The sequence below is a fragment of the Pseudacidovorax sp. RU35E genome (assembly GCF_900156165.1).
In the GTDB taxonomy this organism is placed as follows: Bacteria; Pseudomonadota; Gammaproteobacteria; order Burkholderiales; family Burkholderiaceae_C; genus Xenophilus.
On record NZ_FTMY01000005.1, the window covers coordinates 13,712 to 40,564 of the forward strand.

Here is a 26,853-nt window from a genome sequence, read left to right on the forward strand (position 1 = left end):
ACGTGCAGTGCCAAAATGACCCAAAACCCTTCCGCAGGCGGCCCGTCCGTGTCCGACATTGGCGTCATCCCGCTTCGAATCCTGGCCGTCCCATGCCCCGCCCGATCCTCTGCACCATCCACCCCGGCGCGTTGCGCCACAACCTCGAACGGGCGCGCCGCGGGGCGGCACCGGCCAGCGTGTGGGCGGTGGTCAAGGCCAATGCCTACGGCCACGGTATCGAGCGGGTGTTCGATGCCTTCCGCGCCGCCGACGGCTTTGCGCTGCTGGATCTGGCCGAGGCCGAGCGCATCCGCGCCCTGGGCTGGCGCGGGCCCATCCTGCTGCTCGAAGGCGTGTTCGACGCCCGCGACCTGGAGCTGTGCTCGCGCCTGGGCCTGTGGCACACGGTGCACTGCGACGAACAGATCGACTGGCTGGCCGCGCACAAGACGCAGGCGCCGCACCGCGTGTTCCTCAAGATGAACTCGGGCATGAACCGCCTGGGTTTCGCGCCGGGCCGCATGCGCGCCGCGTGGACGCGCCTCACGGCCCTTCCGCAGGTAGACGAGGTCTCGCTGATGATGCATTTCAGCGATGCCGACGGGCCGCGGGGCATCGACGCGGCCATGGTCGCGTTCGATGAGGCCACGGCCGACCTGCCCGGCGAGCGCTGCATCGCCAACAGCGCCGCGGTGCTGCGCCACGCGGTGCGCACCCGCGCCGACTGGGTGCGGCCAGGCATCGTGCTCTACGGCAGCGCCCCCGACTTTCCCGAACACGACGCGGCCCACTGGCAGTTGCAGCCTGGCATGACGCTGGCGACGCGTCTGATCGGCGTGCAGTCGCTGCAGCCGGGCGACACGGTGGGCTATGGCTCCACCTTCGTCGCCGAGCAACCCATGCGCATCGGCATCGCCGCCGTGGGCTATGCCGACGGCTATCCGCGCCATGCGCCCACCGGCACGCCGGTGCTGGTCGATGGGGTACGCACGCAGGTGGTGGGCCGGGTCAGCATGGACATGGTCACCATCGATCTCACGCCCGTGCCCGAGGCCGCCTTCGGCAGCGAGGTGGTGCTGTGGGGCCGCAGCGCGCAGCACGGCACCCTGCTGCCCATCGACGAGGTGGCCCGCGCCAGCGGCACCGTGGGCTACGAGCTGATGTGCGCCGTGGCGCCGCGCGTTCCGGTGGTGGTCGAAGCGCTGGAATGAAGGTCCGCTCCACCTGGCGCTCCGTCCGCCTGGAGGAATCCGCGCTGGAGCAGGCGCTGCACCGGCGTCACAGCCTGCGCATGCATGGCTGGCTGATCGGCAGCCTGGTGTTGCTCGTCATGGGCGCCTGCTCGGCGCTGCTGCGGCATGCCGCCGAGATCGATTCGCTGGCGCTGCGCTACCTGATCACGCTGGGTGTGGGCTACCTGGTCTACCTGGGGCTGCTGCGCATGTGGGCGCGGCGTCTGCTAGGCGAGCGGCGCCATCGCGAAGGCGAGGACTGGAGCGATGTGCTCGACCTCCCATTGCCCGACCTGCCACCCGGCCGCGGGGGTGGTGGCGCCGCGATGCCCCACGCGGGCGGCGGCGACTTTGCGGGCGCGGGAGCGCATGGCGAGTTTGCGGCACCGGCCTCGGCCGAGGGCAGCGCGCTGGGCGACCTGGCGTCGGGGGCCTTCGAGGCCGCGGGCTCTGCGGACGAAGGCGCCATCGTGGTGGTCCCCGTCGTGGCCGTCTTCCTGATCGGCGTCGCACTCCTGCTGGGTGCTGGTTCGCTGCTGTGGCTGTACTTCGGCTCGGAGGCCCTGCTGGCCGTCGCCGTCGAGGTTGCGTTTTCCTATGCGGCCGCGCGCACCACACGGCGCCTGGCGCGTGAAGGCTGGCTCCTGGCCGCCGTGCGTCTCACGTGGAAGCCGCTGCTGGGTGCCCTGCTGTGCGCCGTGCTGCTGGGCGCCGCGGTCGACCGCTTCGTGCCACAGGCCGACACGCTGCCCGAGGCGCTGCGGATCATCGCGGGCCGGCGCTAGGCGGGCCCACCACCCGCCCTCAGTACAGCCCCAGCCCCCGCGCCTGCACCCGGGCCAGACCCAGGAGCGCATCGGTGAACGGGGTCGGCAACTCCACGCCTTGCGCCAGTTCGCGCACGGCACTGACCAGCGCATCGAGTTCCACCGGCCGGCCGGCCTCCACGTCCTGCAGCATCGAGGTCTTGAAGGCGCCCAGCTTGCGGGTGACCGCGTGGCGGTCTTCCGGCATCTCGGCGATGGGCACGCCGATGCGCTCGCCCACGCTGCGGGCCTCCAGCATCACGGCCGAGATGAAGCCGCGCAGCAGGTCGTCGGCCAGGATGCGGTCGGTGGTCGCGCCCGTCAGCGCGCTGATGGGGTTGACCGTCATGTTGCCCCAGAGCTTGTACCAGACGTCCTTCTGGATCTGCGGCGATACGCGAACGTCGATGCCGCCGCGCTGCAGCAGGTCGGCCAGGCGCTGCACCCGCTCCGTCGGCTCGCCCGAGGGCTCGCCGACGATCAGGCCGTTGCCGAAGTGGTGGCGCACCACGCCGGGCGCGTCGAGCGAACAACTGGCATGCACCACGCCGCCGATCACGTGATGGCCCGGAATGGCCACGGCGATGCGCCCGTCGGGGTCGATGGCCGACAGCCGCCGTCCGGCCAGCGGGCCGCCGAAGCCGCCGTCGAGGAACCACCAGGGCACGCCGTTCATGGCCGTGAGCACGAGCGTGTCCGGCCCCAGCAGCGGGCCGATGCGCTCGGCCACGGCGGCGAGGGCGGGCGCCTTGACGGCGACGATCACCACGTCCTGCGGACCCAGATCAGCGGGGTCCGCCACCGCCTTCACCGGCACGCGCGTGGCCACGCCGCCCTGGCGCACCAGCTGCAGGCCGCCCGCTTGCAGCGCGTCGAGCGTGGCGCCGCGCGCCACCACGTTCAGCCGCTCGCCCGCCTGGGCCAGGGCCACGCCCAGCCAGCCGCCGATGGCGCCGGCACCGTAGATGCAGATCTTCATGGGATGGGTCCGAAAGTCGCGAAACCGCGATGGGCGACGATGCTAGTCGCCCGGCTGGCTTCGTGCCTGTGAGCCGCCGACCGCGGGGCGCGGCCGGGTGGTGGACGCTCAGGCGCGGTAGCCGGGGTCCAGCCGGTCCACCTGCCGCACCAGCGCGTCGAAGACGTCCTGGCCGGCGCCTTGAGCAGGGTGGAACTGCAGCGCGTCGCGCTTGCACTGCTCGGCGATGGCCTCGGCGACGGGGATCGGCGTGCCCATGCTCAGGGTCGCCAGCTGCACCTCGCAGGCACGCTGGAGCGTCCACAGCGTGACGAAGGCTTGCGGCAGGGTCTGCCCCCAGACCAGCAGGCCGTGGTTGCGCAGGATCACCGCGGGCTTGTCGCCGATGCTGGCCAACAGACGCGGGCCCTCGTCGGCATGCACCGTCACGCCCTCGAAGTCGTGGTACGCCACCCGGCCATGCAGCTGCGCGGCGTAGAAGTTGGACAGCGAGAGCCCGCCCTGCACGCAGGCCACCGCCATGCCGGCGGTGGTGTGGGTGTGCATCACGCAATGGGCGCCGGGCAGCCCGTCGTGGATGGCCGCATGCACCGTGAAGCCAGCCGGATTGACCGGATGCGCCGATCCGTCGAGCACGCGGCCCGCCAGGTCGATCTTGACCAGGTTGCTGGCCGTCACCTCGCTGTAGTGCAGGCCGAAGGGATTGATCAGGAACTGCTTCTCGCCGCCCGTGACGCTGTCGGGCAGCCGGACGGTGATGTGGTTGTAGATCATCTCCGTCCAGCCGAGCATGGCGAAGACGCGGTAGCAGGCGGCCAGCTCGACGCGGGCGGCCCGCTCGTCCGGATGCAGGTTGGGGTGGATCAGCGACGAGGCCGGTGAGGTCATGCCGATCCGTCTCCCGGCCGCGTCATCAGGCCTCGGCCGTGAAGCCGACTTCCTTCACGATGGGACCCCACTTGGCGGTGTCCTTCTTGATCAGGTCGGCCAGTTCGGCGGGGGTGGAGGACATGGCCTCCAGGCCGAAGGTGCCCAGGCCGTCGATCACGTCCTTCTGCGCCAGGGCATTCTTCATGCCGGCGTTCAGGCGGGCAACCAGGTCCGGATTGGCCTTGGGCGGCAGGAAGAAGGCGAACCACTCGCTGTGGGCCATGTTGATGCCCTGCTCCATCAGCGTGGGCACGTCGGGCGCGAAGCGGCTGCGCTTGGTGCCCGAGACCGACAGGATGCGGACCTTGCCCGTGGACAGGTGCTGCGTGATGTCGCCGATGGGGCCCGACACGGCCGAGATGTTGCCGCCCAGCAGATCCAGCATGGCCGGCTGCGTGCCGCGGTAGGCCGCATGCTTGAGCTCGACGCCCGCGCTCTTGCCGATCAGCACGCCCACGAAGTGCGGCGTGGAGCCGGCGGCGGGCGAGCCGAAGTTGGCGCCCGTCGGATTGGCCTTGGCCCAGGCCAGGAAGTCGGCCACGTTCTTGACGCTGGCCGGCACGGCCGGGCCGACGGCGAAGCCGAAGTCGAACACGCAGCCCAGGCTCACGGGCGTGAGGTCGGTCTGCGGGTCGTACGACAGCTTCTTGTAGATGTGCGGATAGATGGTCAGCATCGACGTGGGCGTCTGCAGCATCGTCGTGCCGTCGGCCGGGCGGGCCTTGATGTAGTTGATGGCGATCTGGCCGCCGGCGCCGGTGCGGTTGTCCACCACCACGGCCTTGGCGTAGTCGGGCTGGAGCTTCTGCGCCACGCGGCGGCAGATGGTGTCGGAAGTGCCGCCTGCCGCGAAGCCGGTGACGATGGTGGCGTTTTCCAGGGCGGCCTGGGCGAAGGCCTGCTGGCCGATGCCGGCGAGCAGCGCCGAGGCGCCGGTGGTCTGCAGCAGGTGGCGGCGGGTGATGTGCATGGGATGTCTCCGCAACGAGAGGAAAAAAACGGGCGCGACGCGCCCGATGGATGGCCGACATTGTTCCAGCGCATCCGGCCGCCGGACCCTCTGGTTTACGCGAGCCCGGCGCACGGTCCCTGGTCGCGCAGGGCGGGTCCCTACACTCGAGCGATGGCCAAGGACAAGACCCAGTACGTGTGCAGCGAATGCGGAGGCACCAGCCCCAAGTGGCTCGGCAAATGCCCCTCCTGCGGCGCCTGGAACTCGCTGGTCGAGCAGGCGCCGGCCGCGGGGCCCGGGGCGGCGCAGAACCGTTTCGGCAACACCTTCGCCGCGCTGGGCGGCGCCTCCGAGCTGGCGGTGCTGGCCGAGATCGAGGCCACCGACGTGGCCCGCACGGCCACCGGCCTGGAAGAGCTGGACCGCGTGCTCGGCGGTGGCATCGTGCCCGGCGGCGTGACGCTGATCGGCGGCGACCCGGGCATCGGCAAGTCGACCTTGCTGCTGCAGGCGGCCGATGCGCTGCAGAAGGCCGGCCAGATCGCCCTGTACGTGACCGGCGAGGAAAGCGGTGCTCAGGTGGCGCTGCGCGCGCACCGGCTGGGTCTCGAGCGCTCGCAGGTACAGCTGATGGCCGAGATCCAGCTGGAGAAGATCCTCGCCACGCTCGACGCGCACCGGCCCGCCATCGCCATCATCGACTCGATCCAGACCGTGTATTCGGACCAGCTCACCTCGGCCCCTGGCTCGGTGGCGCAGGTGCGCGAATGCGCCGCGCACCTGACGCGCTTCGCCAAGGCCAGCGGTACGGCCGTGGTGCTGGTGGGCCATGTGACCAAGGAAGGTGCGCTGGCCGGCCCGCGCGTGCTGGAGCACATGGTGGACACGGTGCTGTACTTCGAGGGCGACACGCATTCCAGCTTCCGCCTGGTGCGCGCCATCAAGAACCGCTTCGGCGCCGTCAACGAGATCGGCGTCTTCGCCATGACCGAGCGCGGCCTGCGCGGCGTGGCCAATCCCAGCGCCATCTTCCTGAGCCAGCATGCGCAGCCGGTGCCCGGCAGCGTGGTGCTGGTGACGCTGGAAGGCACGCGGCCCATGCTGGTGGAGATCCAGGCGCTGGTGGACGACGGCGGGCCCAGCCCGCGCCGCCTGTCGGTGGGCCTGGAGCGCGACCGCCTGGCCATGCTGCTGGCGGTGCTGCACCGCCATGCAGGGGTGGCCAGTATGGACCAGGACGTGTTCGTCAACGCCGTGGGCGGCGTGCGCATCACCGAGCCGGCGGCCGACCTGGCAGTGATGCTGGCCATCAGTTCCAGCCTGCGGGGCAAGGCGTTGCCCAAGGGCTTCGTCGCCTTCGGCGAGGTCGGCCTGGCCGGCGAGGTACGGCCGGCGCCGCGCGGGCAGGAGCGCCTGCGCGAGGCCGCCAAGCTGGGCTTCTCGGTGGCGCTGGTGCCCAAGGCCAACGCGCCGAAGAAGCCCATCGAGGGGCTGACGATCCATGCCATCGACCGCGTGGACGAGGCGATGGCGGTGGTGCGGCAACTCGACTGAGTCTTCCGGAAGAAAGGTGCCGGCCGGCGCCGCAGCCGCCCCCAGCAAGGGCGACGAACCGCGGCTCGCCTGCGTTGCGCCCGGCGTGCGCCTACAGACGTGCTGGATGCCCGCCGCCTAGAATCCGCGCCTTCGTTTCGCCCTATCCGGCCATCCGCGCCGGTAGTCTGGGCCTCGGGGTGGCCCTGCTGCCGCCCACCCCTCGTCCGTGGACAGGAAGCCGCATCCCGCGATGCGGCGCCTTGATCCGCGGGTGTTTCATCCATCAGCGCTCTGGCCGCCGTGCTGCATGCATGGCGATCGTCTGGACGGCGCCTCCCATCGGGGGCGGCGGACCGGGCAGGCGCACCGATCGAGGAGGAGTGCGCCATGCAACTCATCATTTCCGCGGCCATCATCGGGGCCGTGGTGCTCTGGGGCCTGATCTCGCCCCGCACACTGGACAGCGTCTTCGGCACGCTGCTTTCGGACATCACCCGCACCTTCGGCTGGTTCTACCTGTGGGTGGTGCTGGGCCTGGTGTTGCTGGCCTTCTTCCTGGCCGTGAGCCGCTATGGCGACCTCAAGCTGGGCGACGAGGACGACGAGCCCGAGTTCTCGGTGGGCGCGTGGTTCTCGATGCTGTTCGCGGCCGGCATGGGCATCGGCCTGGTGTTCTGGGGCGTGGCCGAACCGGTCTCGCACTACGTCACGCCCCCGCCCGGCATTGCGCCCAACACGGCGGACGCCGCAGGGGCGGCCATGCGCTATTCCTTCTTCCACTGGGGCTTCCATCCCTGGGCCATCTACGGCATCGTGGGTCTGGCGATCAGCTTCTTCACCTTCCGGCGCAAGGCACTGCCCCTGGTGAGTTCCGCGACCGAGGCGCTGCCCTGGAACTGGGCCAAGCGGCTGTCGCCCGTGGTCAACGTCCTGGCCGTGGTGGCCACGGCCTTCGGCGTCGCCGCCTCACTGGGCATGGGCGCCACGCAGATCGGCGCCGGACTGGAGCAGGCCTTTGGCCTGCCCGACAGCCGCTGGACGGAGTCCGCCATCATCGTGGTGACCACCGTGCTGTTCCTCACCTCGGCCGTGAGCGGCGTGGAGCGCGGCGTCAAGTGGCTGTCGATGGGCAACCTGATCGTGGCCGGCCTGCTCGCCCTGGTGGTGCTGTGCCTGGGGCCCACCATTGCCATCGTCGACACCTTCACGGCCACGCTGGGTTCCTACCTCAGCGACTTCGTGCGCATGAGCCTGCGCATGACGCCCTTCCGCGAGAGCTCGTGGATCGGCGACTGGACCATCTTCTACTGGGCCTGGTGGCTGGCCTGGTCGCCCTTCGTGGGCCTGTTCATCGCGCGGGTCTCGCGCGGGCGCACGGTGCGTCAGTTCCTGGTCGGCACGGTGCTGGCGCCCAGCCTGGTGGGCTTCGCCTGGTTCGCGGTCTTCGGCGGAACAGCGCTCAACTTCGAGATCTTCCGCGGCGTGCCGCTGGCCGAAGCCGTGGCGTCCAACGTGTCGAGCGCGATGTTCGTGATGTTCGACGCCATGCCCGGCGGCGCCATCCTGTCCGTGGTGGCCACTCTCCTGGTGTTCGTCTTCTTCGTCACCTCGGGCGATTCGGCCACGCTGGTGCTGGGCACCATGAGCACGCAGGGCAATCCCAACCCGCCCAACCGGATCAAGATCATCTGGGGCGTGCTGGTGGCGGCCATTGCATTGAGCCTGTTGCTGGCCGGCGGGCTGAGTGCGGTGCAGACGGCCACCATCGTCTTCGCGCTGCCCTTCGCGGTGGTGCTGGTGCTGATGGCGATCTCGGTGACCCTGGCGATCCGCCACGACTGGGATGAAGAGCAGAAGCGCGAACGCGCCCTGCGCCGGCGCATGCGCGAGATGGTCCGCTGATCCGGGTTGACCCGGAGTTGCGGGCTGCGGATGTCCGCAATGCGGGGTGGCGGCGGGAGCAGGGACAATCCGCCGCCATGACTCTCTCGAAAATCCTCGTCCCGGTCGCGGGACTGGCCCTGTTGGTGATCGGCTGGCGCAGCTATGGCCTGGCGGGCGTCGTCGGCGTGGCCGGCGGCATCATGATGTTCCTGCTGCTGCACTTCACCCGCACGATGACCGTGCTTCGCCGCGCCGGCAATCGGCCGATGGGCTATGTGGACAGTGCAGTGATGCTCAATGCCAAGCTCAAGCCGCGCATGACGCTGCTGCACGTGATCGCCATGACCCGCGCGATCGGCGCCGCGCAGACGCCCGAAGGCGTGCAGCCCGAAGTCTTCCGCTGGACCGACAACAGCGAGTCCTATGTGGACGCGACCTTCCACGAAGGAAAGCTGCGGGCATGGAAGCTGACGCGGCCGGTGCAGGTGGAAGAGGAAGCCCCTGCGCAGCCTGTGTCTGCCGACGAAGCAGGTTCTTCCAGCGTGACTGCGCCGGACGCACGCTGAACCCGAGCGCCCCTTCCAGGGGCGGTTCTTAAAACGGCGGACCGTCGTCGTCGGCCGCAGCCGCAGTCGCCGCCTGTGCTTCGGCCCGCGGGGCAGCAAGCGGTGCAGCCGCTGCCGCCGCCATGCCTGGCTCCATCTCGCCGCCCAGCGCCTCCAGCAGCGCCGGCAACAGCTGGCCCAGCTCGCCGGTCACGATGGCGGCATCGGTGTCGAAGCCCTCGTCCTTGGCCTGCGCATCGCTGCCGGCGCCGTCGAACACGCCTTCCAGGAACTGCAGCTTGCGCAGCTGCATGCCCTCGGTCAGCTCGAAGGAGACGCGGTCCTCCCAGGTGAGGGCCAGGCGGGTCGGCCGCTTCCCTTGGGCGATGTGCTCGCGCACCTCCTCAATGTCCAGCGGATGCTTGGCATAGCGCACCACGGCCTTGGAGTCGTCCGTGGCCTTGAGCTCGCAGTCGCGGTCGATGGAAAAGCCCGCCGGCGGCTCCTGCGTGGCCAGCCAGCCCGCCATGGCGCTGCCGGGCTCCACCTGCGTGTGGAAGGCCGACACGCCGAAGCCGTCCAGCGCCTTGACCAGGGCCGTCACCACGCCGTCGGCACGCGCCTGGTTGGAGGTGTCCAGCGTCAGTCGCCTTGCGCTCGGATCGATCCACACGGCGATGCGCGCATGGCGGGTGAAGGCCATGGGCAGCAGCTCCTGGGTGATGTCTTCCTTGAGCTGCTTCTTCTCCTTCTTCCCGGGCTGGCGGCCGGTCTGCTGCTCGATCTGCGCGCAGCGCTCGTCCAGCTTGCGGCGCACCACCGAGGCGGGCAGCGTCTTGCTTTCGACCATGTACTCCAGCAGCCACTGGCCGCCGACGGACTCCAGCAGCGGGCCCTCGGCCTGGCCGCGCGGCTCGACCCAGCCGGCGGACGATTCCTGCGTCGCGCCGCAGGGCACGAAGCGTTCCTTTTCCAGCTGCTGCTGGGCGGCGTCGAAGTCGGGGGCCCAGGCGGGCTCGATGCGGAAGCTGATGACGTTCTTGAAGCGGGGCACGGCAGGTCGGCGGGAAAACGCGAAGCGGGCGATTGTGCGTGCGCCGCGTGGCCGGGGCCGCGCGGGCGGCCTGTAAGCCCGAGTAAAAGCCCGGGCAGGCCGGCGCCTTAAAATCGCCGGCTCCCCGCATTTCTCCCTGCAAGGACAAGCAAGACATGAGCGCGATCCCCTCGCTGGCCGACCGTGACGGCAAGATCTGGATGGACGGTGAACTCGTCGACTGGCGCGACGCGAAGATCCATGTGCTGACCCACACGCTGCACTACGGCTGCGGCGCCTTCGAAGGGGTGCGGGCCTACAACACCGTCGACGGCACCGCCATCTTCCGCCTCGAAGAGCACACCGAGCGCCTCTTCAACAGCGCCAAGATCCTGCGCATGAACATCCCGTTCAGCAAGGAGCAGCTCAACGAGGCGCAGAAGGAAGTGGTGCGGGCCAACAAGCTCGAGAGCTGCTACCTGCGCCCCCTGGTCTGGATCGGCTCCGAGAAGCTGGGCGTGAGCCCCAAGGGCAACACCATTCACGCCATGGTCGCGGCCTGGGCCTGGGGCGCCTACCTGGGCGAAGAGGGCCTCAAGCGCGGCATCCGCGTCAAGACCAGCAGCTACACCCGCCACCACGTCAACATCACGATGACGCAGGCCAAGGCGGTCTCCAACTACAGCAACTCCATCCTGGCCAACATGGAGGCCACGGAAGACGGCTACGACGAGGCCCTGCTGCTGGACGCGGCCGGATTCGTCTCCGAAGGCGCGGGCGAGAACATCTTCGTGGTCAAGGGTGGCGTGATCTACACGCCCGACCTGTCGGCCGGCGCGCTCAACGGCATCACGCGCAACACCATCCTGCACATCGCCAAGGACCTCGGCATCGAGGTGGTGCAGAAGCGCATCACGCGCGACGAGGTCTACATCGCCGACGAAGCCTTCTTCACCGGCACCGCCGCCGAGGTCACGCCCATCCGCGAGCTGGACCGCGTGGAGATCGGCATCGGCAGCCGCGGCCCCGTGACCGAGAAGGTGCAGAACGCCTTCTTCGACATCGTCAACGGCCGCAATCCCAAGTACGCCCACTGGCTCACCAAGGTCTGATCGCCATGTCCACTTCCGCCGTCGTCGAACTCGCCGCCAAGGACCTGAACCACCAGGGCGGCGTCTTCTGTCCCAGCCCCAAGGCCGACATGAAGCTCTGGAACACCCATCCCAAGGTGTACCTGGACGTCGCCCGCACGGGCGAGGCCAAGTGCCCCTACTGCGGCACCCTGTACCGCCTGAAGGCGGGCGAGGTGGTGGCCGGCGGCCACTGAGGCCGGCGCCATCCGGGCCCTCGATTCGCGGGCCCTACGCCAAAATGAAACAAGGCCGCCGGGTCATACCGGCGGCCTTGTCGTTTCTGGCGCCCGTGCTAGACCGATGCGCCTCGCCAGCGCCGTGGGAGCACCTCCAGCCAGGCACCCGCCGGCTCGCGTGAGAGCCGCAGGAACAGCATTCCCACCCACAGCAGCGACAGCCCGATCTGCGCATCCCGCAGGGCCGAGTTGACACAGCTGGCCAGCAGCATGATGAGCGTGGCGGCGAAGGCCACGCGCCCCGCCAGGTCCGGGCGCTTCCAGGCCTGCCACACGGCGCACAGCATCACCGCCAGCAATGCGGCCACGCCGGGCAGGCCGGTCTGCGAGCCCATCCACAGGAAGTCGTTGTGGGGCATGTTGTAGTTGGCCAGCAGGGCCGGGCCGCGCTCGCGCCAGATCTGGTTCCAGGCGCCGATGCCCCAGCCGGCCAGCGGTCGGTCGGCGATCATGCGGCCGGTGACCGTGTACATGTGGTAGCGCACCACCCAGCTGCCCTCGGAGACGGCACCGGCGCGCGCGGCCTCGATCTCCGACACGCCCTGGGCCAGTTTCTGCTCGACCGACGGCGGCGCCTCGCGCAAAGCGAAGCCCAGCACGACGACCAGTACGGCCAGGGCCGCGGCCATGCCGCGCCAGTGGCTGCGCCACTGGTGTACACACAGCAGCGGCAGCACGACCAGCATCGCCAGCAGCGAGGTTCGCGAAGGCAGGTTCCAGGTGACGAGGAACACGGTCACGGCCGTGAGCGCAAATCCGGCCATGGCGCGGTAGGGGCGGTGCTCCAACAGCCGCTGCAGCGCCCAGGCGGCCGAGGCGGCGCCCAGCACCGTGTAGAGCAGCGCATCGTTGATCGACTTGTTGCCCACCAGCATGATCATGGGCTTGAGGATGCCCATCGGCGGCATCACGCCGAACTTCATCAGGATGAAATAGAACACCGCCGTGTAGGCGATGTTGAAGAAGGCGATGCCCAGGAAGCCGCGCATGGCCCACACCGCTTCGTCGCGGGTGAGCATCAGGGCCAGCAGGATGGTCAACGGGATGCGGATGCCGTGCCACAGGTTGACGCCTGTCTCTGCATAGTGCGGCCCGATGACCAGCACGACCAGCTGCCACAGCACCAGCGCCGCCAGAGGCCAGCGCAGCGGATGGCTGGCCAGGCGTTGCAAGCGCTCGCGCCAATCGCCCGCCACCAGCATCGTCGCCAGCAGCAGCAGGAAGGCCATGTAGTTCAGGCCCACCGGCATGAACACCACCGCGCCCCACAGGCAGGCGGCAGCGCGGGGAAGAAGGGGAAGGCGCATCGGACGGGTCGGTTGATCGCGGCGTCGGCCCGCGCAGGCTGATGTGCAGCACAAGGGGGCGGGTGACCGGAGAAAGGCTGCCGATTCTAGGAAGCGACCAGGGCAGGATCGTGCAGACCCTGCACGCAGCCCGTCGGGCGCGTGTCAGGCAGGTCGTGGCAGCTGGATGGTGAAGCGGGCACCCCCCGCCGGACTGCGCGTGCAGCGCACGCCGCCGCCATGCCGCTCGGCGATGGACTTGACCAGCGCCAGCCCCAGGCCCACGCCGCCGTCGCGCTCGCTGGCGCCGGGCAGGCGGTAGAAGGGCTCGAAGATGCGCTCGCGCAGCGCCTCGGGCACGCCGGGGCCGTGGTCGTCCACATGCACCAGCGCCCAGCCCGGCTCGGCGGCCAGCTCGACGGCCACCGTGCCGCTGCCGCCATGCCGGCGCGCGTTCTCCAGCAGGTTGCGCAGGGCGCGGCGCAGCAGGCGCGACACGCCCTGCACCGTCACCGCGTCCAATGCCGTGCCTTCGGCCAAGCCAAGATCGGCATCGACGCGGGCGCATTCCTCGGCCGCCAGACCCATCAGGTCCACCGTCTCGATGGTGCCCACGTCGGCTTCGCGGGCGTCGAGGCGGCTGGCCAGCAGGATCTCGTCGATCAGCTGGTCGAGCTCGGCGATGTTGCGCGAGATCTCGGCGCGCGCCGCACTGTTGGCCTGGGGGCCCATCAGCTCCAGTCCCATGCGGATGCGCGCCAGTGGTGAGCGAAGCTCGTGCGAGGCATTGGCCAGCAGCGACTTGTGCGAGCGCACCAGTTTCTCCACGCGGGTCGCGGCATCGTTGAAGCGGCGGGCCAGGTCGGCCACCTCGTCCTCGCCGCGGTCGTCCACGCGCACCGACAGGTCGCCTTCGCCGAAGCGCTGCACGCTGCGCTGCAGGCCTTCGAGGCGCAGCGTCAGCCTGCGCACGATGGGGTACAGCCCCAGCCCCGTGGCCAGGCCCACCATGCCCAGCAGCCAGAAGATGCCGGTGTGGGGGTTGAGCCAGGGCGGCGGCGAGGGCCGGCGGTCGATGCGCGGACCCAGCTCCATGGTGAACTGCTGCCCGTTGTCCAGCGAGATGGCGAATTCCAGCGGTTCGCCCGGCCGACTGGTTCGCACCGACTTGCCGTTGGCGAAGGCGTTGTTCTGCGGGTCGCGCAGCGTCACATCGCGCGGCAGGGGGGCGCTGCGCTGGTCGTCCGCCACCTTCCAGGCCCAGCCCGCCGCCATCACGACCACGGCCACGCCGGCCAGCACGGCCAGCCAGATGCGCACGTAGAGGTGGCGGGTGAACAGGCCGACCATGGAATACCGGCTAGTCCTGTTGTTTGGCAAAGACGTAGCCCACGCCGCGTACGGTCAGGATGCGCTTGGGGTTCTTCGCGTCGGCCTCGATGGCCGCGCGGATACGGCCCATGTGTACATCGATGGAGCGGTCGAAGGCCTCCAGCTCGCGGCCGCGAACGGCTTCCATGATCTGGTCGCGCGTGAGCACGCGGCCCGCGCGCTCGGCCATCGCCACCAGCAGATCGAACTGGTAGGAGGTGAGCTCCGCCGGCTGGCCGGCCACGGTGACGGTGCGTGCATCGCGGTCGATCTCGAGCGAGCCAAAGCGCATGCCGCGCTTGGGCTCCGGCCCCGCGACTAGACCGCCTTCGCCGCGGCGGCGCAGCACGGCGCGGATGCGCGCCAGCAGCTCGCGCGGCTCGAAGGGCTTGGGCAGGTAGTCGTCGGCGCCCAGCTCCAGGCCGATGATGCGGTCCATGGGGTCACCCTTGGCGGTGAGCATCAGCACCGGCACCTTGCCGGCCGCGCCGGGCAGGGCCCGGATGCGACGGCACAGGTCCAGACCATCGGCATCCGGCAGCATGAGGTCGAGGATGACGAGGTCGGGCAGTTGCTGCTCGAGCGCCGCCATGCCGCGCGCGCCGTCACCGGCATGGCTGACGGCAAAGCCGGACTGGGCCAAGTATTCGACGACCATCTGCGCCAGGCGCTGGTCGTCCTCGATCATGAGCAGCTGTGGGGTCGTCATGGTGAAAGGAATGCTCGCCGCCCGCCGGCAAGGGCGGTTGAAGACTTCGTAAAGTTGGGTAAACCGGTGCAGGCGGCGAGCTTGCCCTGGCTGCAGCGGTCTGCCGAGTCAGGCGCTGCCGTGGCGCACTGTCCGGACCCGCCCGTCCCCGGCCTCAGGCCATTGCCGCGGGCTGAGTCAGGCGTTCGAACAACATCGGCGCCGCGTCATGGTCGATGGGCGTACGCGGCATGGGGTGGGCCAGCAGTGCTGCCAGCGCGGCGTCGTCCAGTCCGGGGTGCTCGTCCAGCGCCTGCCGGTGGATCTGGTGGGCCAGCGTGCGCAACTGCGCCACGCATTGACGCAGGCGGGCCTGGAAGGCCGCCGCGTCGGGCAGCGCATCGCGCAGGCTGGCATTGAGTTCGGCGAACCACGGCAGGCCCGCCTGGTCGAGCATGCGCGCCGCGTTGCGGCGCTGGCTCTGCGACGACCATGTCCGCAGAAAGCCCTGCATCGCGATGTTCAGCTGCTGGCAGTGCTGCAGCTCTTCGCGCAGGTTGCCGAGCGTGGCCACATCGGTCAGGCGGTCGTGGAAGAACAGTTGGGACAGCACGCCCCAGTAATAGGTGTAGTCCCACACCACCTTGACCGGCAGCACCTCGGGGTCGCCGAACAGGCCGTACTGGCCCTGGTAGAGCGCCAGCGTGCTGTCGTAGAAGGAGTGGTAGATGTGGTCGTACAGCTGGGCGCGCGCCTGCACCGAGCGGCCCGCGCGGTCATGCGCGATGAGGTCGCAGATGAAGGTGTTGCTCATCGCGATGAAGTCGCTGCCGGGCGAGTAGAAGGGGTCGAGGAACAGCCCCGCCTCGCCCGTGAGCGCCCAGCGCTCGCCGCTGAAGACCTGCTTGCAGCCGTAGGAGAACTTGCGCATGAAGGCGAAGTCCTGCAGCTTGTCGCGCTGGCCGTCGAGCACGTCGAAGAGCACGGGCTGGTGCTCGGCCAGCCAGCCCATGGCCTTGTCGAAGCTGTCCATGCGCTCCAACGGATGGAAGGCCGGGTCGGCCACGATGCCCACCGAATGCGAGCCCGAGGCCAGGGGGATCAGCCACACCCAGTAGCCGGCACCCACCAGGTGGTTGGTCGACAGCCAGCGCGCGGCGGGTGTGCAGCGGGAGCGCCAGGCCGGGTCCTGGCCCCAGTCGTCCAGCTTGAGCCGGTTGCCGATGCGGAACCACACGGCATGCGCCTGGTGGTCGTTGGGCTGCACCAGTCCCAGCTGGCGCTTGAGCAGGCCGGCACGGCCGCAGGCATCCACCACCCAGCGGCACTGGGCCACATGGGGCTCGCCGGACTCGGTCCATTCGATGCGGTGCAGGCCCTGCGGGGAGGGGTCCAGCGCCATGCGGCGGACCATGGCGTTGTCGACGAAGCGCACGCCCTGGGCAGCGGCCACCTCGGCCAGATGGTTTTCGAAGATGCCGCGGTCGATCTGGTAGCTGGGAATGGACAGCGGGCGGCTGGCGCCCACCTCAGTCACGGCGTCCAGGTCGCGCCGGCCTTCGGAGAAGAAGAAGCGGAAGCCGAACTTGCGCAGCTGCGCCTCGTCCAGGTGCTGCTTGAGGCCGAGCACGGTGTCGAAGTAGTGGGCGCCGATCTCCACCGACGATTCGCCGACCTTGTGCGTGGCATGGGGCACCGGGTGGCTGCGGCGCTCGAGCACGAGCACGTCGATGTCGCCGAAGCGCCGTTTGAGCTGCAGCGCCAGTGTGAGTCCTGCCAGGCCGCCCCCCATGATGATGACGTCGTGGGTGGCAGGCGTGGGGTGCATGAACTCTCCGGGAAAAAGGGCGATCAGCCTAGCGTGAGGTGCAGCGCGAGCGTGTCGGACAGCGCGAGGACCAGCGGCTGTCCGCTCGGGTCGGGCCCACGCGCCAGCGTCTCGAAGAAGGGCAGCGCATCGGCCATGGCATTGGCCGGCAGCGCACGGGCAGCGTCGGAGCGTAGGACCGTCGTCGCGGGCGGTCCGCTGTGCAGCGCGATGGTGAGCGTGGCCACCGTGCGCTCGGTGGCCTCCGGCGCCAGCACCACGGCGCCGGCCAGCAGGCCGTGCGTATCGTGCACCTGCGCCAGCGGGCCGGCGGCCTCGGCGTCGAAGCCCACCAGCAGCACGGCCTGGTGGTCGGCGGCGCACTGGGTGGCGGCTTCGAGCAGGCCGGCGGCAAAGCTGTGCGACGAGGCGCTGATCGCATTGCTGGCCTGCTGGCAGCCGGTGCCGATGGTCCAGTAGCCCACCGCGGCGTTGTGCACCGAGTTGTGGAACTTGATGGGCGACAGCTGCGTGGGCGACTGCGCGAGCGTGGCGCACATGTAGTCGCTGATGGCAAGGTCGCCCTGGGCCGAGGTGAAGACGCAGGGCAGGTCGACGGCCGCGCGGCCCGAGCCGGCGACGGCCGCGCTGGCCACTTCCAGCGCCAGGGCCACGGTGTCGGGCGCGCGGCGCCGCTCGGCGGGCGCCAGGATCTGCGGCGCCGGGCGGCGCGCCGGGGCTTCGGCCAGGCCGGCTTCGCTTCGGAAGGCGGCGCGTGCCGCCTCCCAGCCAGGCAGCAGCGGATGCCAGAAGGCCGGGCCTTCGACGTAGAGCGTGGGCAGCCGGCTCATTGCACGGCCCTTCCGAAGATCAGCGCGCAGTTGTTGCCGCCGAAGCCGAAGGAGTTGGACAGCGCGTGCCGCACCTCCCCCTGGGCAGGCTCGCGCCGCAGCTGCGGGCCGCATACCGCGTCCAGCGTGCGGGCATTGATGTTGCCGGGCATCAGCCCCGTCTCCAGTGCCAGCAGGCTGACGGCGGCCTCGACGATGCCGGCCGCCCCCAGCGTGTGGCCGGTGAAGCCCTTGGTGCTGCTGGCATGGGTGCGGTCCGGGAAGCGCCGCGCCACCAGGGCGGCCTCGACCTCGTCGTTCTTGCTGCTGGCCGTGCCGTGCAGGTTGATGTAGTCGATGTCGTCGGTGGCCAGACCAGCGCGCGCCAGCGCGTCGTCCAGGGCGCGCTCGGCACCGGCGCCTTCGGGATGCGGCGTGGACATGTGGTGTGCGTCGCTCGCCTCGCCATGGCCCAGCAGGCGCGGGCCGGTGCCGGTGCGCTCCAGCAGCGCAAAGCCGGCCGCCTCGCCCAGGCTGATGCCGCGGCGCTCGGCATCGAAGGGCCGGCAGGGCTCGGGCGACACCAGCTCCAGCGAGTTGAAGCCGAACAGCACGCTGCCGCACAGCGAATCGGCGCCGCCCACCACGGCCGCGTCGGCCAGGCCCAGGCGGATCAGCCGCTCGGCCGAGGCGAAGACCTTGGCGCTGGAGGAGCAGGCGGTGGAGATGGTCTCGCAGGGCCCGGTCAGGCCCAGTGCGCGTTGCACGAACAGGCCGGGCGCATGGGGCGTGTGGACCTGCGCGTTGCGCATGGCTTCGGGAAAGCGGCCGTCGGCGTCCAGCTGGGTGTAGGCCCGCTCCGTGTCGCCGATGCTGGAGGTCGAGGTGCCGATGATCACGGCCACGCGATCCGCGCCGTGGCGCTCGCGCGCGGCCAGGGCTGCGGCGATGAAGCCGTCGGCGTTCAGACCCATCCAGGCCAGGCGGTTGTTGCGGCAGTCCCAGGGCGCGAGGTCGGGCGGCAGGGCGACGTCCTCGACGCCGGGCACGCGGCCGATCCAGGTGGTCAGGCGCTGCTCGGCCGGCTCGCCGAAGTCGTTGGGGCGCAGGCCGCTGCGCGATGCAGCCAGCGCGCTGCGCAGCGCCTCCAGGCCGGTGCCCAGGGCGGTGGTGGCCGTGTAGGCCGTGATGACGAGGGGCGGGATCTTCTGCGGCACGGTCAGGCGGGCAGGTTCAGGAACGAGGCGGGAGCGTAACAGCCCCGGCCGGCTCAATCAGGGACTCAAGGCTATTGGGCACGTCGGGCGGCGCGCATGGCCAGCGCCACCAGCACCAGCACCGGCAGGCCCAGCAGTGCCGTGCCGGTGAAGAAGCTGGCATAACCGTAGGCCTCGACGAAGGCGCCCGAGAAGCCGGCCACGAACTTGGGCAGCAGCAGCATGAGCGAGCTGAACAGCGCGTACTGCGTGGCCGAGTAGCTCACGTTGGTCAGGCTGGAGAGGTAGGCGATGAACGCGGCCGAGGCGATGCCGCCGGCCAGGTTGTCGGCGGACACCACCGCCACCAGCGCCGTCACGTCGTGGCCGCGGGTGGTCATCCAGGCGAACAGCAGGTTGCTGGCGGCGCTGAGCACGGCGCCCAGCATCAGCACCCGCATCACGCCCAGGCGCATGGCCAGCACGCCGCCCACGAAAGCGCCGACGAGGGTCATGATGACGCCGTAGACCTTGCTGACCGTGGCCACCTCGTCCTTGGTGAAGCCCATGTCCACGTAGAAGGGGTTGGCCATGATGCCCATCACCACGTCGCTGATGCGGTAGATGGCAATCAGCGACAGGATCAGCACGGCCTGCCAGCGGTAGCGGCGCAGGAAGTCGGCAAAAGGCTCCACCAGCGTGTTGCGCAGCCATTCGCCGGCCGAGCGGGCGGGCGGCAGCGGCACGCGCGCCGGCTCGGCCGAGAGCAGCACCGTGAGCACGCCCACCACCATCGAGCCGGCCATCACCAGGTAGGCCGTGCGCCAGCCGCCGTTCTGGTAGGCGCCGGTGGCGCTGCCCTCGGCCCAGGCCGCCACCCACAGCACGCCGGCACCGGCCCAGATCATGGCCAGTCGGTAGCCCGTCTGGTAGGCCGCGGCCAGGGCAGCCTGCTTGCGCGCCTCGGCGGACTCGATGCGGAAGGCGTCGAGCGCGATGTCCTGCGTCGCCGAGCCGAAGGCCACCAGAACGGCGCACAGCACGAGCGGTTCCAGCCCCGCCCTCGGGTCATTGAGCGCCATGCCCACCAGGCCCGCGATGACCAGGCCCTGCGACAGCAGCAACCAGCCGCGGCGCCGGCCCAGCAGCGTGGTCAGCGGCGGCAGCGGCATCCGGTCGACCAGCGGGGCCCACACCCACTTGAAGCCGTAGGCCAGGCCCACCCAGCTCAGGTAGCCGATGGTGGCGCGGTCGACGCCGGCTTCGCGCAGGCGAAAGCTCAGCGTGCCCAGCACCAGCAGCAGCGGCAGGCCGGCCGCGAAGCCAAGGGCGAACATGCGCAGCGAGGCCGGCTCCAGGTAGACGCGCAGGGTCTCGCGCCAGGGCTGCTTGGGCAATTCGGGAGTGGCGGCTGGGGGATTGGACATGGAGGAGGAAGGTTGCAACCTTATTATTCCGCCCACCATGTGCCTGCTCTGCGACCTGCGTTCCGCCGACGCCGCCCCTGTTGACGAAGAAGGCCCGCCTCGGCCCCGCTGGCAACCCCGCCGGGCCTTCCTGCTGGCTGGTGCCGCTGCAGCCGCCGGCGCTGCGTTCCCGGCTTCGGGTCAGGTCAATGTCGGCCCACTGTCGGCCGCGCGCAATCTGGTGCCGGCCGATCAGATCGAGGGCGCGGCCGTGCAGCAGTACGGCGATCTGATCGCCAAGGCCCGCAGCCAGCGCGCGCTGGCCGAGCCCGAGCATCCGCAACTGGTGCGGCTGCGCGGCATCGCACAGCGCCTCATCCCCCACACGCGGCAATGGAACGACCGGGCCGCTGCCTGGAAGTGGGAGGTCAATCTGATCGGCAGCAAGCAGGTCAACGCCTTCTGCATGCCGGGTGGAAAGATCGCCTTCTTCACCGGCATCCTCGACCAGCTCAAGCTCAGCGACGACGAAGCGGCCATGGTGATGGGCCACGAGATGGCCCATGCCCTGCGCGAGCATGCGCGCGAGCGCATGGCCAAGACGGCCGGCACCGGCATGGCGCTGCAACTCGGCGCCCAATTGCTGGGCCTGGGCCAGCTGGGGGACGCAGGCGCGCGCGCTGGCACGCAGTTGATCTCCCTCAAGTTCAGCCGCGACGACGAGACCGAGGCCGACTTGGTTGGGCTTGAACTTGCAGCCCGCGGGGGCTTCCAACCGCAGGCCGCCGTCAGCCTCTGGACCAAGATGGCCCAGGTCTCCAAGAGCCAGGGCGGCCTGGGCTTCCTGTCCACCCATCCGACCGGGCCCGACCGCATCCGCGTGCTGGAACAGAACGTGCCGAAGGTCGAGGGCCTCTACCGGGCCGCGCGCCGCAGCTGATACGCGCGGTGCGGCCTGGCCCTTGCTTGAACCGCCTCATGTCCCTTCTCAGCGAACTGCGTGACCAGACCCTCGGCGAGGAGATCGCCAACGCCCTGAGCCATGGCCTGGGGGCGCTGCTGGCCATGGCCTCGCTGCCGATCCTGGTGCAGCAGGCCGCCGCGCGTGGACGTACTGCCGAGGTGGTGGGCGCCAGCCTGTTCGCGGGCACTGCCATCGTGCTGTACCTTGTCTCCACGCTTTATCACGCGCTGCCCGCAGGCCGGGCCAAGCTGTGGTTCAACCGGCTGGACCATGCTTCCATCTACCTCTTCATCGCCGGGAGCTACATGCCCTTTGTGCTGGGCGTTCTGCGTGGCACCTGGGGCTGGACGCTCTTCGGCATCGTCTGGGCGGCCGCGGCGGTGGGCGTGGCGGCCAAGCTCTTCAACCGGCTCCAGCATCCGCTGTGGTCGACCGGGCTCTATGTGGCCATGGGCTGGGTGGCCATCGTGGCGGCGGTGCCGCTGGTCGAGCGCATGTCGGGGGCCGGCCTGGCCTGGCTGGTGGCGGGCGGTCTCTCGTACACCGCGGGTGCCATCGTCTTCCTCTTCGATTCGAAGCTGCGTTATGCGCACTTCGTGTGGCACCTGTTCGTGCTGGGTGGCAGCGTTTGCCACTTCTTTGCCGTGCTCTGGCACTCGGCCGCGCCGGCCTGAGTGCGCGGGCCCCGACGCCATGGCAACCACGGCCGAGGGTAGGATGCCGCCGCACGCCACTTCCCGATCCAAGGACGATCCGCCCATGTCTGCCACTGCACCACGACGACTTATCCTGGCCCTCGCGTTGCCGGCCGTACTGTCGATGGCCGCCTGCAGCAGCGGCATCAGCCTCGACGAACCCATCGAGGGGCCGACCTGGCGCCTGGTCCAGGTGCAGGGCGAGACCGTGGACGGCGGCGCGGACCCGCAGGGTGCGCCCTCGGTGCAGTTCGGCAGCGATGGGCGCGCCGTCGGCAGCGGCGGCTGCAATCGCTTCTCGGGCACCTACAGCCGCACCGCCAGCCAGCTGCGCATCGGTCAGCTCGCAGCCACGCGCATGGCCTGCGCTGCGCCGGAGCGGGGCCAGCGCGAGATGCAGTTCTTCCAGGCCCTGCAGGCCACGGCCAGCTACCGGCTGCAGGGGCCTGCGCAGCTGGTGCTGCTGGACGGCAACGGACGCACGGTGGCGCTGCTGCAGCGCTGAGCCTGCTGGCCGACGCCCGGGCCGGCAGACGCTCGGTCAGCCGGTCAGCCGGTCAGCCGCTCCAGCGCTTCGCGGTACTTCTCGGCAGTGCGTTCGGTCACCTCGTTGGGCAGGCGCGGCGCAGGCGGCGTCTTGTGCCAGGGCTTGCCATTGATGCGCACGGCTTCCAGCCAGTCGCGCACGAACTGCTTGTCGTAGCTGGGCGGATTGGTCCCGGCGGCCAGCGCCTCTTCGTAGCCTTCCATCGGCCAGTAGCGGGAGCTGTCGGGCGTGAGCACTTCGTCCATCAGTACCAGCTGACCGGTCTCGTCGAGGCCGAACTCGAATTTGGTGTCGGCAATGATCATGCCGCGCTGCAGCGCGATCTCGGCCGCCGTCTCGTACAGCGCGATGCTGGTCTCGCGGATCTGCTGGGCCAGCTGCGGGCCGATCATCTCGACCACGCGCTCGTAGCTGATGTTCTCGTCGTGCTCACCGACGGCGGCCTTGGCGGCGGGCGTGAAGATGGCGCGGGGCAGCTTGGCCGAATTGACCAGGCCCTCGGGCAGCGGCACGCCGCAGACGGCGCGGTTCTCCTGGTATTCCTTCCAGCCGCTGCCTGCCAGATAGCCGCGCACCACGGCCTCGACCGGAATCGGCTTCAGGCGCTTGACCAGCATCGAGCGCCCCGTGACCTGCGCCACTTCATCCGGGCGCACCACGCTTTCGGGATCCTCGCCGGTCAGATGGTTGGGGCAGATGCCGCCCAGGCGGTCGAACCACCAAAGCGCCATCTTCGTCAGGATCTCGCCTTTGCCCGGAATCGGTTCGCCCATGATGACGTCGAAGGCCGACAGCCGGTCGCTGGCGATCATGAGGATGCGGTCCTCGCCGACGGCGTAGTTGTCGCGCACCTTGCCGCGTGCAAGCAGGGGCAGGCTCTGGATGGAGGAGGTATGGACGGTCGTGGCCATGGAGGTGCCGGGCGGCAGGATGATGGGAAAAGCAGCGCGCGATTATCCGCGCGCGGTGACAGGCCCGTGTCACGGCCTGTATGCGGCGAAGGCGCGAAAAAAAGCCACCGGCGATGCGGTGGCTGGCCGTGAGGCGCCTCTGTGCGCCGGTCCGGCGGGTTTACTGGACGACCTGGGCCAGCTCGCCCTGGGCGTACTTGGCGGCCATGACCTGCAGGCCTGCACCCTTGATCTTGCCGGCCTGGCCTTCGCAGCCGAATTCCAGGTAGCGCTGCTTGCACACGGCCTTGGCGGCTTCGCGTGCCGGCTTCATCCACTCGCGCATGTCGAACTTCTCGGGGTTCTCGGCCATGAACTTGCGCACGGCGCCGGTCATCGCCATGCGGATGTCGGTGTCGATGTTGATCTTGCGCACGCCGTACTTGATGGCTTCCTGGATCTCGGCCACCGGCACGCCGTAGGTTTCCTTCATCTGGCCGCCGTACTGGTTGATGATGGCGCGCAGGTCCTGCGGCACCGACGAAGAGCCGTGCATCACCAGATGGGTGTTGGGGATGCGAGCGTGGATTTCCTTCACGCGGCTGATCGCCAGGATGTCGCCCGTGGGGGGGCGGCTGAACTTGTACGCGCCATGGCTGGTGCCGATGGCGATGGCCAGGGCGTCCAGCTGGGTGGCCTTGACGAACTGGGCGGCCTCTTCGGGGTCGGTCAGCATCTGGCTGTGGTCCAGCTTGCCTTCGGCGCCGATGCCGTCTTCCTCGCCGGCGTCGCCGGTTTCCAGGTTGCCCAGGCAGCCCAGCTCGCCCTCGACGGTCACGCCGACCTTGTGGGCCATCTCGACGACCTTGCGGGTCACTTCCACGTTGTAGGCGAAGTCGGCCGGGGTCTTGCCGTCTTCACGCAGCGAGCCGTCCATCATGACGGAGCCGAAGCCCAGGTCGATGGCGCCAGCGCAGATCTTCGGGCTGGTGCCGTGGTCCTGGTGCATCACCAGCGGAATATGGGGATAGGCCTCGGTCGCCGCCTGGATCAGGTGCTTGATGAAATGCTCGCCGGCATATTTGCGGGCGCCGGCGCTGGCCTGCAGGATCACCGGGGCGCCGACTTCGTCGGCAGCGGCCATCACGGCCTGCACTTGCTCCAGGTTGTTCACGTTGAAGGCCGGAATGCCGTAGCCGTTGGCGGCGGCGTGGTCCAGCAACTCGCGCATCGAGACAAGTGCCATGGTGATGTCCTTTGATTAATCGTGGAAAAGTGCGAAAAATTCCATCGATTCTAATGAGGCGCCTTGTGGGACCCGTCCGACGGCGGGAGTCCGAGAAAGCGCAGCAGCGGCGGCGTCACCGGGCCGCCAATCCACTGGATGCGGCTGGCGAGTGCGCCCATCAGCGTGATATGGCTGAGGTTGTCGAAGGTCTTTACCTCCACCGGCACGCCAGCAGCCTCCAGCTTGCGCGCCATCTGGGCGGTGTTGCGCTGGGGGTCCACCAGGTTGTCCCGGTTGGCCGCCATGAGCAGCGTGCGGGGGGCGGCGGGCGTCACATGGTTGATGGGTTGCGACTCGGGCATCGTCCGCGGCCAGTTAAAGGCACGCTTCACGTCCGGATCGCCGATGGGCAGGAAGTCGTAGGGTCCGGCCAGGCCGATCCAGCCCGCCAACTGCCGCGGGCTCGCGTCCAGCGCCTTGAGCCAGCGCGGATCGAGCGCCACCATGGCGGCGTTGTAGGCGCCCGAGCTGTGGCCCATCACATAGACCTGGGCCGGGTCGGCGCCCAGGCCCGCCGCATGGTCCAGTCCCCATTTCACGGCCAGTGCGCTGTCCTGCACGAAGGCCGGATAGCTCACTTCATTCGACAGCCGGTAGTCGGCCACCGCGACCACGGCACCATGCGAGGCGAGCGCCTCCCCGACGAACCGGTACTGGGCGCGGTCACCCGTGGTCCAGGTGCCGCCGTAGAAGAAAACCACCAGGGGCCGGTGCCCCGCGCCGGGCGCGGTGCGCGCCAGCGGCTGGTACACGTCCAGCCGCTGGCGCGGCTCGGTGCCGTAGGCGATGTCGTTCTGGACGGTGTAGGTGTCGGTGGGCGTGAGCCGGTCGACCAGCTTGATGGGCGAGCAGGCGCCCAGGGTGAGCGCGCCGGCCACGACCGCGAGCACGGCCGCGGCGATGCGCAGGAGAGGGAGGTGGGAAGGCATGCCTTCCCATACGCAGGCGCCGCCGCTTTGGTTTCGGCCCTGCGCTCCCGTCCTACATGGCCGGGGCGTGGCGGGCCGCCTGCGTCAGGAAGCCGTGCAGATCCGCAGCATGTTGGTGCCGCCCGGCGCGCCCATCGGCTCGCCGCAAGTGATGGCGTACACGTCCCCGCTCTGGACGATGCCGCGCTTCTTGAGGTGCTCCTCCGCCTGATGGAGGGCGGCGTCGCGGTCGTTCTGCGTCTCGGTCAGCAGGGGCCGCACATTGCGGTAGAGCGCCATGCGCCGCTGCGTCGTCAGCCGCGCCGTCAGGGCATAGACGGGGATGTGTGCCGCATGCCGGCTCATCCACAGGGCCGTGGAGCCCGACTCGGTCAGCGCCACGATGGCCTTGGCCCCCAGGTGGTGGGCGGTGAACAGCGCGCCCATGGCGATGGACTGGTCGATGCGCGTGTAGTGCTGGCCGCTGAAGTCCAGGTCGCGCGAGGTGTCCTCGGCCTGCTCGGCCGCCTCGCAGATGCGGCTCATCTCCTTGACCGTTTCCAGCGGGTAGCGGCCCGAGGCCGTCTCGGCCGACAGCATGACGGCGTCGGTGCCATCGAGCACGGCATTGGCCACGTCGCTCACCTCGGCGCGGGTGGGCACGGGGTTGGTGATCATCGACTCCATCATCTGGGTGGCGGTGATGACCACGCGGTCCATCTCGCGCGCCATGCGGATCATCTTCTTCTGCAGGGCCGGCACGGCCGCATTGCCCACCTCGACCGCCAGGTCGCCGCGGGCGACCATGATGCCGTCGCTGACGCGAAGGATCTCCTCCAGTCGCGGGATGGCTTCGGCGCGCTCGATCTTGGCGATCAGCCCGGGCTTGTGGCCCCATTCGGCACCGGCCACGTTGCACAGCTGGCGGGCCATCTCCATGTCGGTCGCGTTCTTGGGAAAGCTCACCGCCACGTAGTCAGCCTGGAAGCTCATGGCGGTCTTGATGTCCTCCATGTCCTTGGCCGTGAGCGCCGGTGCCGTAAGGCCGCCGCCTTCCTTGTTGATGCCCTTGTTGTTGGACAGCTCGCCGCCCACCAGCACGGTGGTGTGCACCGCGTCGCCGCGCACGCCGTCGACCAGCAGCACGATCAGGCCGTCGTTGAGCAGCAAGCGGTCGCCGGCCTTCACGTCGCGCGGCAGATCCTTGTAGTCCAGACCCACGGCCTGGCTGTCGCCGGGCTCCAGTCGAGCCGCATCCAGCACGAACGAGGCGCCGGGCTCCAGCCAGACCTTGCCCTCGGCGAACTTGCCGACGCGGATCTTGGGGCCCTGCAGGTCGGCCATGATGGCCACCTCACGGCCGGCGCGGCGCGCGGCTTCGCGCACCATGGCGGCGCGATCGATGTGGTCCTGGGCCTGACCGTGGCTGAAGTTCAGGCGCACCACGCTGACCTTGTGGACGATCATCTGCTCGATCAGTGCCGGCGTGCTGGACGCGGGGCCGAGCGTCGCGACGATCTTGGTGGCGTGGCGGGGAATGCGGGGGGCCATGGGCGAAGTCTCCGGAAGTGAAGCCGCCCCGGCGGACGGGGCGGTGCGCGAAATTCTCGCCCATGGCCGCCGGGCTCCGGCCAGGCCCGCCATTCGAGCGCGGAATAGTGCCTATCTTCCGTGGCTTTTAAAGGCGATTTGACCGGCGTCATCGACGTGAAAAGGCGATCGGTTATCG

25 protein-coding genes are annotated in these 26,853 nt (G+C 69.7%); 10 read left to right on the forward strand and 15 right to left on the reverse strand.

The window, feature by feature from the left end:
* Positions 1 to 92 precede the first annotated feature (92 nt).
* Positions 93 to 1,193 carry an alanine racemase gene (gene alr / locus BXA03_RS09915; RefSeq protein WP_076506849.1) on the forward strand — a complete coding sequence of 367 codons (1,101 nt, stop codon included), beginning with the start codon at positions 93 to 95 and terminating at the stop codon, positions 1,191 to 1,193.
* Complete coding sequence (locus BXA03_RS09920; protein ID WP_076506852.1) at positions 1,190 to 1,999, forward strand: hypothetical protein; 810 nt, start codon at positions 1,190 to 1,192, stop codon at positions 1,997 to 1,999. The genes alr and BXA03_RS09920 overlap by 4 nt, the downstream gene beginning before the upstream one ends.
* 19 nt (positions 2,000 to 2,018) lie before the next feature.
* Here the strand turns inward: BXA03_RS09920 and BXA03_RS09925 are convergent, their stop codons facing one another.
* From BXA03_RS09925 to BXA03_RS09935, 3 genes are all read right to left on the reverse strand, one after another.
* Positions 2,019 to 2,999, reverse strand: coding sequence for a 2-dehydropantoate 2-reductase (locus BXA03_RS09925; RefSeq protein WP_076506855.1), 981 nt, complete (start codon positions 2,997 to 2,999; stop codon positions 2,019 to 2,021).
* Between the two features lie 108 nt (positions 3,000 to 3,107).
* Complete coding sequence (locus tag BXA03_RS09930) at positions 3,108 to 3,887, reverse strand: class II aldolase/adducin family protein (RefSeq protein WP_076506857.1); 780 nt, start codon at positions 3,885 to 3,887, stop codon at positions 3,108 to 3,110.
* A gap of 25 nt (positions 3,888 to 3,912) precedes the next feature.
* Positions 3,913 to 4,899 carry a Bug family tripartite tricarboxylate transporter substrate binding protein gene (locus BXA03_RS09935; protein ID WP_076506859.1) on the reverse strand — a complete coding sequence of 329 codons (987 nt, stop codon included), beginning with the start codon at positions 4,897 to 4,899 and terminating at the stop codon, positions 3,913 to 3,915.
* Between the two features lie 153 nt (positions 4,900 to 5,052).
* On the opposite strand from BXA03_RS09935, the gene radA reads away from it, so the two are divergent.
* The 3 genes from radA (at position 5,053) to BXA03_RS09950 (ending at position 8,867) form a co-directional block, all read left to right on the forward strand.
* A complete protein-coding gene (gene radA / locus BXA03_RS09940) occupies positions 5,053 to 6,435 on the forward strand; it encodes a DNA repair protein RadA (RefSeq protein ID WP_076506861.1) in 1,383 nt (460 codons plus the stop codon).
* A 369-nt stretch (positions 6,436 to 6,804) separates the two neighbouring features.
* Positions 6,805 to 8,319 (forward strand): BCCT family transporter, encoded by a 1,515-nt coding sequence (locus BXA03_RS09945; RefSeq protein WP_076506863.1) that lies wholly within the window; start codon positions 6,805 to 6,807, stop codon positions 8,317 to 8,319.
* A gap of 77 nt (positions 8,320 to 8,396) precedes the next feature.
* Positions 8,397 to 8,867, forward strand: coding sequence for a glycerate kinase (locus BXA03_RS09950; protein WP_076506866.1), 471 nt, complete (start codon positions 8,397 to 8,399; stop codon positions 8,865 to 8,867).
* 28 nt (positions 8,868 to 8,895) lie between these two features.
* Here the strand turns inward: BXA03_RS09950 and BXA03_RS09955 are convergent, their stop codons facing one another.
* Positions 8,896 to 9,900, reverse strand: a complete 1,005-nt coding sequence (locus BXA03_RS09955; RefSeq protein WP_076506869.1) for a recombination-associated protein RdgC — start codon at positions 9,898 to 9,900, stop codon at positions 8,896 to 8,898.
* Positions 9,901 to 10,055: 155 nt separating this feature from the next.
* Here BXA03_RS09955 and BXA03_RS09960 point away from each other — a divergent pair, with 155 nt between their 5' ends.
* Together BXA03_RS09960 and BXA03_RS09965 are read left to right on the forward strand one after the other, a co-directional pair.
* Positions 10,056 to 10,991 (forward strand): branched-chain amino acid transaminase, encoded by a 936-nt coding sequence (locus BXA03_RS09960; RefSeq protein WP_076506872.1) that lies wholly within the window; start codon positions 10,056 to 10,058, stop codon positions 10,989 to 10,991.
* Between the two features lie 5 nt (positions 10,992 to 10,996).
* Positions 10,997 to 11,206, forward strand: coding sequence for a zinc-finger domain-containing protein (locus BXA03_RS09965; RefSeq protein ID WP_017758891.1), 210 nt, complete (start codon positions 10,997 to 10,999; stop codon positions 11,204 to 11,206).
* A 98-nt stretch (positions 11,207 to 11,304) separates the two neighbouring features.
* Here BXA03_RS09965 and BXA03_RS09970 read toward each other — a convergent pair whose 3' ends face one another.
* The 7 genes from BXA03_RS09970 to BXA03_RS10000 all read right to left on the reverse strand — a co-directional run bounded on the left by BXA03_RS09970 (position 11,305) and on the right by BXA03_RS10000 (position 19,853).
* Positions 11,305 to 12,555, reverse strand: a complete 1,251-nt coding sequence (locus BXA03_RS09970) for an O-antigen ligase family protein (RefSeq protein ID WP_076506875.1) — start codon at positions 12,553 to 12,555, stop codon at positions 11,305 to 11,307.
* A gap of 144 nt (positions 12,556 to 12,699) precedes the next feature.
* Positions 12,700 to 13,884, reverse strand: a complete 1,185-nt coding sequence (locus tag BXA03_RS09975) for an ATP-binding protein (protein WP_076506877.1) — start codon at positions 13,882 to 13,884, stop codon at positions 12,700 to 12,702.
* Between the two features lie 10 nt (positions 13,885 to 13,894).
* Positions 13,895 to 14,614 (reverse strand): response regulator, encoded by a 720-nt coding sequence (locus BXA03_RS09980; protein WP_076506880.1) that lies wholly within the window; start codon positions 14,612 to 14,614, stop codon positions 13,895 to 13,897.
* A 154-nt stretch (positions 14,615 to 14,768) separates the two neighbouring features.
* Complete coding sequence (locus tag BXA03_RS09985) at positions 14,769 to 16,421, reverse strand: NAD(P)/FAD-dependent oxidoreductase (protein WP_076506883.1); 1,653 nt, start codon at positions 16,419 to 16,421, stop codon at positions 14,769 to 14,771.
* Between the two features lie 23 nt (positions 16,422 to 16,444).
* A complete protein-coding gene (locus BXA03_RS09990) occupies positions 16,445 to 17,251 on the reverse strand; it encodes a beta-ketoacyl synthase chain length factor (RefSeq protein WP_076506886.1) in 807 nt (268 codons plus the stop codon).
* Positions 17,248 to 18,447 carry a beta-ketoacyl-[acyl-carrier-protein] synthase family protein gene (locus tag BXA03_RS09995; protein WP_200803370.1) on the reverse strand — a complete coding sequence of 400 codons (1,200 nt, stop codon included), beginning with the start codon at positions 18,445 to 18,447 and terminating at the stop codon, positions 17,248 to 17,250. Before BXA03_RS09995 ends, BXA03_RS09990 begins: the two co-directional genes overlap by 4 nt.
* Before the next feature lie 71 nt (positions 18,448 to 18,518).
* A complete protein-coding gene (locus tag BXA03_RS10000) occupies positions 18,519 to 19,853 on the reverse strand; it encodes an AmpG family muropeptide MFS transporter (protein ID WP_143476275.1) in 1,335 nt (444 codons plus the stop codon).
* A gap of 37 nt (positions 19,854 to 19,890) precedes the next feature.
* Here BXA03_RS10000 and BXA03_RS10005 point away from each other — a divergent pair, with 37 nt between their 5' ends.
* The 3 genes from BXA03_RS10005 (at position 19,891) to BXA03_RS10015 (ending at position 21,996) form a co-directional block, all read left to right on the forward strand.
* Complete coding sequence (locus BXA03_RS10005) at positions 19,891 to 20,772, forward strand: M48 family metallopeptidase (RefSeq protein ID WP_076506892.1); 882 nt, start codon at positions 19,891 to 19,893, stop codon at positions 20,770 to 20,772.
* Between the two features lie 38 nt (positions 20,773 to 20,810).
* On the forward strand, positions 20,811 to 21,470 hold the full coding sequence (locus tag BXA03_RS10010; RefSeq protein WP_076506895.1) for a PAQR family membrane homeostasis protein TrhA: 660 nt from the start codon (positions 20,811 to 20,813) through the stop codon (positions 21,468 to 21,470).
* Between the two features lie 85 nt (positions 21,471 to 21,555).
* Positions 21,556 to 21,996 (forward strand): META domain-containing protein, encoded by a 441-nt coding sequence (locus BXA03_RS10015; RefSeq protein WP_076506898.1) that lies wholly within the window; start codon positions 21,556 to 21,558, stop codon positions 21,994 to 21,996.
* A 44-nt stretch (positions 21,997 to 22,040) separates the two neighbouring features.
* On the opposite strand, the gene BXA03_RS10020 is transcribed toward BXA03_RS10015, so the two are convergent.
* From BXA03_RS10020 to pyk, 4 genes are all read right to left on the reverse strand, one after another.
* Positions 22,041 to 22,949, reverse strand: coding sequence for a phosphoribosylaminoimidazolesuccinocarboxamide synthase (locus BXA03_RS10020; RefSeq protein ID WP_076506901.1), 909 nt, complete (start codon positions 22,947 to 22,949; stop codon positions 22,041 to 22,043).
* Between the two features lie 160 nt (positions 22,950 to 23,109).
* On the reverse strand, positions 23,110 to 24,174 hold the full coding sequence (fba, locus tag BXA03_RS10025) for a class II fructose-bisphosphate aldolase (RefSeq protein WP_076506904.1): 1,065 nt from the start codon (positions 24,172 to 24,174) through the stop codon (positions 23,110 to 23,112).
* Positions 24,175 to 24,224: 50 nt separating this feature from the next.
* A complete protein-coding gene (locus tag BXA03_RS10030) occupies positions 24,225 to 25,145 on the reverse strand; it encodes an alpha/beta hydrolase (RefSeq protein WP_083716008.1) in 921 nt (306 codons plus the stop codon).
* 84 nt (positions 25,146 to 25,229) lie between these two features.
* Positions 25,230 to 26,675, reverse strand: a complete 1,446-nt coding sequence (gene pyk / locus BXA03_RS10035; RefSeq protein WP_076506907.1) for a pyruvate kinase — start codon at positions 26,673 to 26,675, stop codon at positions 25,230 to 25,232.
* Between the last annotated feature and the right edge of the window lie 178 nt (positions 26,676 to 26,853).

What these genes read in the sequence shown, in the direction of transcription:
- pyk (WP_076506907.1), bottom strand. Translation starts at nt 26,675, where the DNA reads ATGGCCCCCCGCATTCCCCGCCACGCCACCAAGATCGTCGCGACGCTC.
- BXA03_RS09965 (WP_017758891.1), top strand. Translation starts at nt 10,997, where the DNA reads ATGTCCACTTCCGCCGTCGTCGAACTCGCCGCCAAGGACCTGAACCAC.
- alr (WP_076506849.1), top strand. Translation starts at nt 93, where the DNA reads ATGCCCCGCCCGATCCTCTGCACCATCCACCCCGGCGCGTTGCGCCAC.
- BXA03_RS09935 (WP_076506859.1), bottom strand. Translation starts at nt 4,899, where the DNA reads ATGCACATCACCCGCCGCCACCTGCTGCAGACCACCGGCGCCTCGGCG.
- BXA03_RS10030 (WP_083716008.1), bottom strand. Translation starts at nt 25,145, where the DNA reads ATGCCTTCCCACCTCCCTCTCCTGCGCATCGCCGCGGCCGTGCTCGCG.
- BXA03_RS09930 (WP_076506857.1), bottom strand. Translation starts at nt 3,887, where the DNA reads ATGACCTCACCGGCCTCGTCGCTGATCCACCCCAACCTGCATCCGGAC.
- BXA03_RS09950 (WP_076506866.1), top strand. Translation starts at nt 8,397, where the DNA reads ATGACTCTCTCGAAAATCCTCGTCCCGGTCGCGGGACTGGCCCTGTTG.
- BXA03_RS09985 (WP_076506883.1), bottom strand. Translation starts at nt 16,421, where the DNA reads ATGCACCCCACGCCTGCCACCCACGACGTCATCATCATGGGGGGCGGC.
- BXA03_RS10020 (WP_076506901.1), bottom strand. Translation starts at nt 22,949, where the DNA reads ATGGCCACGACCGTCCATACCTCCTCCATCCAGAGCCTGCCCCTGCTT.
- BXA03_RS10010 (WP_076506895.1), top strand. Translation starts at nt 20,811, where the DNA reads ATGTCCCTTCTCAGCGAACTGCGTGACCAGACCCTCGGCGAGGAGATC.
- fba (WP_076506904.1), bottom strand. Translation starts at nt 24,174, where the DNA reads ATGGCACTTGTCTCGATGCGCGAGTTGCTGGACCACGCCGCCGCCAAC.
- BXA03_RS09990 (WP_076506886.1), bottom strand. Translation starts at nt 17,251, where the DNA reads ATGAGCCGGCTGCCCACGCTCTACGTCGAAGGCCCGGCCTTCTGGCAT.
- BXA03_RS09960 (WP_076506872.1), top strand. Translation starts at nt 10,056, where the DNA reads ATGAGCGCGATCCCCTCGCTGGCCGACCGTGACGGCAAGATCTGGATG.
- BXA03_RS10000 (WP_143476275.1), bottom strand. Translation starts at nt 19,853, where the DNA reads ATGTCCAATCCCCCAGCCGCCACTCCCGAATTGCCCAAGCAGCCCTGG.
- BXA03_RS09925 (WP_076506855.1), bottom strand. Translation starts at nt 2,999, where the DNA reads ATGAAGATCTGCATCTACGGTGCCGGCGCCATCGGCGGCTGGCTGGGC.
- BXA03_RS10005 (WP_076506892.1), top strand. Translation starts at nt 19,891, where the DNA reads ATGTGCCTGCTCTGCGACCTGCGTTCCGCCGACGCCGCCCCTGTTGAC.
- BXA03_RS09975 (WP_076506877.1), bottom strand. Translation starts at nt 13,884, where the DNA reads ATGGTCGGCCTGTTCACCCGCCACCTCTACGTGCGCATCTGGCTGGCC.
- BXA03_RS09980 (WP_076506880.1), bottom strand. Translation starts at nt 14,614, where the DNA reads ATGACGACCCCACAGCTGCTCATGATCGAGGACGACCAGCGCCTGGCG.
- BXA03_RS09970 (WP_076506875.1), bottom strand. Translation starts at nt 12,555, where the DNA reads ATGCGCCTTCCCCTTCTTCCCCGCGCTGCCGCCTGCCTGTGGGGCGCG.
- BXA03_RS09945 (WP_076506863.1), top strand. Translation starts at nt 6,805, where the DNA reads ATGCAACTCATCATTTCCGCGGCCATCATCGGGGCCGTGGTGCTCTGG.
- radA (WP_076506861.1), top strand. Translation starts at nt 5,053, where the DNA reads ATGGCCAAGGACAAGACCCAGTACGTGTGCAGCGAATGCGGAGGCACC.
- BXA03_RS09920 (WP_076506852.1), top strand. Translation starts at nt 1,190, where the DNA reads ATGAAGGTCCGCTCCACCTGGCGCTCCGTCCGCCTGGAGGAATCCGCG.
- BXA03_RS10015 (WP_076506898.1), top strand. Translation starts at nt 21,556, where the DNA reads ATGTCTGCCACTGCACCACGACGACTTATCCTGGCCCTCGCGTTGCCG.